We start from the raw sequence: 6,053 nt of genomic DNA, 5'->3' as shown, positions 1-6,053 counted from the left end.
CCGAATTTAAAACAGCATTTACAGCAGAAATATCTGGCATTGCAATTGGCCCAGGAGGCAATCCTGAATACTTATATGTGTTATATGGAGAGTCTAATTCTAAATCTTTATAAAGTACTCGTTTAATTACTTGGTTAAAGTTATTTTGATGCAATTTTAACGCATAAATAACAGTTGGATCTGCCTGTAATAGCATTCCTTTACGCAACCTATTTAAATACACACCAGCAACTCTTGGTCTTTCATCCACTTTTGCAGTTTCTTTATGCACTATAGACGCCAATGCTACAACTTGGTTTTTAGACAAACCTAAAGCTTTTGCTTTTGCCTTTCTACTATCATTCCAAAAACGCTTGTACTCTGTAAGCATTTTAGATCTAAAAGTTTCTGCAGAACTATTCCAATAAAACTCATAGCTATTAGGTATATACATTGCCAACTTATTATCATTGGTAAAGTTATTTTCTTTTAAAAAAGACTCATCATTAAACGCATTTAATAAAGATAAGCTATCAGCTTCTATCTGCACAGCAACTCTACCTGCCAAATCTTCTAAGGTTTCCTGATTGTTAAAAGATACTTTTACAGGAATATTACGCCCACGAAGAGAATTGATAATTTCATTATTATTCATTCCTTTTTTAACAACAAACTTACCAGACTTAACATTAGAAATATATCCTTTACGTTTTGCCGCAGCTTCAAAATCTTCAACATCTTTAAGTAAAGGCGTAATTTGTTCTTTTACATCTTTAAATGTATCAGTAGATTTTACATATAAGTATGCATCATCATTATTAAAATTAGTGTTATCTGTAAAAAATACACCATATACCATATAGGCAAACACACTACAACCCACTAAACCAATTAGCAAAATTGCTACTAAAATCTTCTTTATGTACATTAATTATTTATCTTTTGATATAATATTTCGTCCTTAAATTCTCCGCCTGTAAAAATCCAATCTTTTTTAACACCAACAGCAACAAATCCCATTTTTTTAAACAAATGCTTACTAGCTTCATTGTCTACTAAAACATTAGCATAAATTTGATGCAAGTGCAATACTTTAAACACATAAGAACAAACCAACTCTAAAGCCCCTGCTCCTATTCCTTTATTTCTTTTCTTTTTTTCTGATACAATAATACCTAAACCTACTTTTTTATTTGCAGGGTCAAAATCAAACAAATCTACCAAGCCTAAAACAGTATGTTCTGCATCGCAAATACAAAGACGTAGTTGTTTAGCCTCATAAATATCTTTGTATGCGTTTTGCAAATACAACTCTAAAATATGCTTTGCATATGGAGCCGTAGTACCACTAATTTCCCAAATAGCTGTATCGTTCTCTAATTGATACAAAAAATCTAAGTCATTAGGCTCTATTGCTCTTAAGTAAACACGCTCTCCTTGTAGATTTAACATACTATTTCACCTTTAAAAACTTGTTTTGCTGGTCCTGTTAAAAAAATATTTTTATAACCTTCTTCTTCTACCGTAAAGCTAATTTCTAAATTACCTCCCATAGCTTTTATTGGTATTGTAGTTGCATTTGTATCTCCAGATTTATGCATTGCCAAAGCAACAGCTGTAACACCAGTGCCACAAGACAAAGTTTCATCTTCTACACCTCTTTCATAAGTTCTAACCTCATAACCTTTATCATTTTTAGCTACAAAATTTACATTACTACCAGCAGCTCCATAAAGTCCGTATCTTATTTTTTTTCCTTCAGCAAAAACATCAAAATCTGTAACATTAGGCACCAATTGCACATGGTGTGGAGATCCTGTATCTAAAAACAAATACGATTCTTTTTCCTTAATTGTTTCAACATTTATCATTTGTAAACTTACAATATCACCATTAATAGTAGCATTATGCAAACCATCTACAGCATTAAATGTAGCCTCATCTTTTACTACTCCTAAAAAATTAGCAAAAGCAACAAGACATCTTCCGCCATTACCGCACATAGTACTCTCGTTACCATCTGCGTTGTAGTACACCATTTTAAAATCTAAATTATTATCATTCTCTAACAATATTAAGCCATCTGCTCCTATTCCAAATCTGCGGTCGCAAAGTTTATTAATTAACTTGGTATCTTGCTTAGGAAAACTAAGATCCCTGTTATCTATCATAACAAAATCGTTTCCTGTTCCCTGATATTTATAAAATGTAATTTGCATAGTCACAAATATATAATTTGTTAAGGTTTTTTTAGCAGTTAAAAAGACGTTAAATTAGATCTTTTAAAATATAAAATCTATAATTTTACGATTGTAAATGTTAATATATTGAATGATTATGAAAAAAATAACAAGTTTACTAGCCGTTTCTGTGCTTGCTGGCACAATTACATTAGGAGCCTATAAATTATTTTTGGAGAAGCAAAATTATCACATTATAACAGAAGATTCTAATGCGTCTACTTTTAAAACAAGTAACACTCCTGTTTCATTTAGAGGAGCAGGTATAAACGAAGTAGATTTTACATCTGCAGCAGAAAATACGGTTAACGCAGTAGTACACGTTAAAAATGTATCTATAAACGAGGAAAAAAATAGAGTATTGCACTTTTTTTACGGACAAAGTGTTTCTGCAGAGCCACAAGTTGGCACTGGTTCTGGGGTTATAATTTCTGAAGATGGCTACATTGTTACAAACAACCACGTTATAGACAATGCCACACAACTACAGGTTACTTTAAATAATAACAAAACATACATAGCAGAGTTAGTTGGCACAGACCCTAATACAGATATTGCTCTCTTAAAGATTGATGCAAAGAGAAAATTACCATATTTAGCTTTTGGTGATAGTAATAATGCTAAAGTCGGTGAGTGGGTTTTAGCTGTAGGTAACCCATTTAATTTAACTTCTACGGTTACCGCTGGTATTATAAGCGCTAAGGCTCGTAACTTAGATACCAACAACAAAACACAATCTTTTATACAGACTGATGCTGCTGTAAACCCTGGAAACAGTGGTGGTGCATTAGTAAATACTAATGGAGATTTAATAGGTGTTAACACAGCTATTACATCTAGAACTGGTTCTTACGTAGGCTATTCTTTTGCCGTACCAAGTAATATTGCTAAAAAGGTTGTAGATGATATTATTGAATATGGTAATGTTTTAGACGGAATTTTAGGTATTTCTACTCCTAAAGTTAACTCTAGATATGCTGTAGAAAACGGCTTAAATGAAGTTGATGGTGTTTATATTGAAGATGTAACAGAGGACTCTGGCGCTTTTGAGGCTGGCTTACAAAGTGGTGATATTATTAAAAAAACTGATGAAGTTGATATTCATAAATTAGCAGATCTAAATGGTTATTTATCATCTAAAAGACCTGGAGACACTATACAAATAGCAATTAAAAGAGATGATGAAGAGATTTTAAAACCAGTGATACTAAAAGAAAGACAAACTATAATCATTGAAGGTCTTGGCCTAGAAGTTAAAAACCTTAACGACAAGGATAAGAAAAAATTTAGAACTAAAAATGGAGTTAAAATTATAGGTGTGCCTGAGCTATACAGAATGTACAACCTAGAAGGTAAAGTACTAATAGCTGTAGGAAAAAAAGAAATTAAAAATGTTTACGACGCTAAAAACCTTTTTAGCGCTATTGGCAGATACGGTTACACAAGTATTACTATGGTAAACGAAAAAGGAGAAAGAGAACGTCTTATCTTTCAATAAGTAACAAACACAATCCTTTTAAACGGTTAAAAATGCAGACTTAACGAAGTCTGCATTTTTTTTTACCAAAACACTTTACGAAAACGTTTGAAATATAGTACTTTTGCGCAAAATTAAATTCATTTTTAAATCATATTTAATGAGTGCCAGTAAATCGTACGAGAAAGAATTAGCTTTTCAAGCAGACCGTAGAAAAGCAACTACAGAGTTCATAAAAATTGTGAGCAACCTGTGGTATGACAAGTCTATTGAGGTAGTTCTTTTCAAAAATCAGATTATTGATAAAAATGTAAGCGACATTATTAACCTACACGAGTATGCAGGTGAATTTGTACAAAAACCAATTTCAATTTTTGATTCTGTTGAAATCTTAAGAGCAATTAACGACATTAAATTACCACCTGCAAAATTAGACATAGGTAAATTAACTTATGAATACCACGCAGATGACAACAACTACAGCAATGTTAAAGCATTTGTTTTAGACAAATTAAAAGATGCTGATGGCGCTAAAACTATTAAACCAAAAGACGTTGTTCTTTACGGTTTTGGTAGAATTGGTAGGTTAGTTGCCAGAGAACTTATGGCTAAAACTGGTAAAGGAAACCAATTAAGACTTAGAGCAATTGTTACTAGAGGTACTGTAAACAAAGATGTATTAGAAAAAAGAGCTAGCCTTTTACGTACAGATTCTGTTCACGGTCACTTTACAGGCACTATAGATGTAGATGTAGAAAACAGTGCATTAATTATTAATGGCACAACAGTACATATTATATCTGCACAAAAACCAGAAGATATAGACTATACTAAATATGGTATAATTAGCGCCTTAATTATAGATAATACTGGTGCATTTAGAGATAAAGAAGCCTTAAGTAGACACTTACAATCTAAAGGAGCATCTAGAGTATTATTAACAGCTCCTGGTAAAGGAATACCAAACATAGTACACGGTGTTAACCACCTAGAGCACAATCCAGACACTACTAAAATATTTTCTGCTGCATCATGTACAACAAATGCAATTACTCCAATTTTAAAAATTGTAGAAGATTCTTTAGGTGTTAAAAAAGGACATTTAGAAACTATACACGCCTATACTAACGACCAGAATTTAGTAGATAACATGCATAGCAAATACCGTCGTGGTAGAGCAGCTGCACTAAACATGGTGATAACAGAAACTGGTGCTGGTAAAGCAGTATGTTTAGCGCTACCTAGTTTAGAAGGCAAATTAAGTTCTAATGCAATTAGAGTTCCTGTACCAAACGGGTCTTTAGCTATATTAAACTTAGATGTTAATAATAAAACATCTAAAGAAGGTATTAATACAATTCTTAAAAAATACGCTTTAGAAGGTGACCTTGTAGAGCAAATTAAATACTCTTTAAATAATGAGTTAGTATCATCTGATATTGTTGGCACTTCTGCCCCATCAATTTATGATAGCCCTGCTACCATAGTTTCTAAAGATGGTAAAAACATTATTTTATATATCTGGTATGATAATGAATATGGATACTCTCATCAAGTAATAAGATTAGCTAAGTACATCTCTAAAGTAAGAAGATTTACTTACTATTAATCGATTATGTGTTGGAAAACTTCGTTGTAACTCATAAATTGGAGCTAATTTTAGGAGAAATCCTATATTATTCTCCAAGTTTCAGCGGAGTTTTTTTCTTATCTAAAAATATTAAATTACTTTAGCCGCTTCATTAGAATTTTTTAAAACACAACATTATATGAAAGGCTTAAAGCTATTACCAATATTTATTGCTTTACTAGTATGGAACGTACAGTTTGCTCAAGAAGAAAACGAATCAGAAGATGAAGAAACTACTTTTTCTTTAGAAAGTGGTCCTATTGAATCGCAATTTGAATACGTTGCCAAAAAATCTGGTAACTATAGAGCTCTTGGTGTTAAATATGAAGTTGTAAAAGTTACAAACTTAGCTAAGCTAAAGAAGAATGTATTAGATTCTTTGTCTGCTTACGGTAAAACTGAAACATCTTTAAAAAGCACTATTAAAGAAAACGAAACTACCATTAGTGATCTAAATCAAAAATTAGACGCTACAACCAAAAACCTTTCTGCAATTACAGAGGAAAAAGACAGTATGTCTTTTTTAGGTATGCAAGTATCTAAAGTAACATACAACCTTATATTGTGGTCTATTATTGGTGGTTTACTTACGTTGTTATTATTATTTATCTACAGATTTAGAAAAAGTAATGTATTAACGCAAGAAGCTAAAACAAACTTAGCAGAATTAGAGACTGAGTTTGAAGACCACCGAAGAAGAGCTTTAGAGCGAGAACAAAAAATAAGC

At 31.9% G+C, this 6,053-nt stretch carries 6 protein-coding genes; 3 read left to right on the top strand and 3 right to left on the bottom strand.

Annotation, left to right across the window (positions count from 1 at the left end; translation table 11 throughout):
* The 3 genes from mltG to dapF form a co-directional block, all read right to left on the bottom strand.
* The coding region (gene mltG / locus ABJD66_RS02825) for an endolytic transglycosylase MltG (RefSeq protein WP_348127981.1) at positions 1-907 on the bottom strand (907 nt) is incomplete at its 3' end.
* Positions 907-1,431: a GNAT family protein gene (locus ABJD66_RS02820; RefSeq protein WP_348127978.1), complete on the bottom strand. Its 525-nt coding sequence runs from the start codon at positions 1,429-1,431 to the stop codon at positions 907-909. The genes ABJD66_RS02820 and mltG, both read right to left, overlap by 1 nt.
* Positions 1,425-2,198 carry a diaminopimelate epimerase gene (dapF, locus tag ABJD66_RS02815; protein WP_348127975.1) on the bottom strand — a complete coding sequence of 258 codons (774 nt, stop codon included), beginning with the start codon at positions 2,196-2,198 and terminating at the stop codon, positions 1,425-1,427. Before dapF ends, ABJD66_RS02820 begins: the two co-directional genes overlap by 7 nt.
* 118 nt (positions 2,199-2,316) lie before the next feature.
* Between dapF and ABJD66_RS02810 the strand changes: the two genes are divergently transcribed.
* From ABJD66_RS02810 to ABJD66_RS02800, 3 genes are all read left to right on the top strand, one after another.
* Complete coding sequence (locus tag ABJD66_RS02810; protein ID WP_198519428.1) at positions 2,317-3,717, top strand: trypsin-like peptidase domain-containing protein; 1,401 nt, start codon at positions 2,317-2,319, stop codon at positions 3,715-3,717.
* A gap of 139 nt (positions 3,718-3,856) precedes the next feature.
* Positions 3,857-5,305, top strand: coding sequence for a glyceraldehyde-3-phosphate dehydrogenase (locus ABJD66_RS02805; RefSeq protein ID WP_100895624.1), 1,449 nt, complete (start codon positions 3,857-3,859; stop codon positions 5,303-5,305).
* Between the two features lie 160 nt (positions 5,306-5,465).
* The coding region (locus ABJD66_RS02800) for a tRNA (guanine-N1)-methyltransferase (protein WP_348127970.1) at positions 5,466-6,053 on the top strand (588 nt) is incomplete at its 3' end.

The sequence above is a fragment of the Cellulophaga sp. genome (assembly GCF_039943695.1).
Taxonomy (GTDB): Bacteria; Bacteroidota; Bacteroidia; order Flavobacteriales; family Flavobacteriaceae; genus Cellulophaga.
The sequence above is the reverse complement of the archived record's forward strand: the minus strand, read 5'-3'. Positions and strand labels throughout refer to the sequence as shown.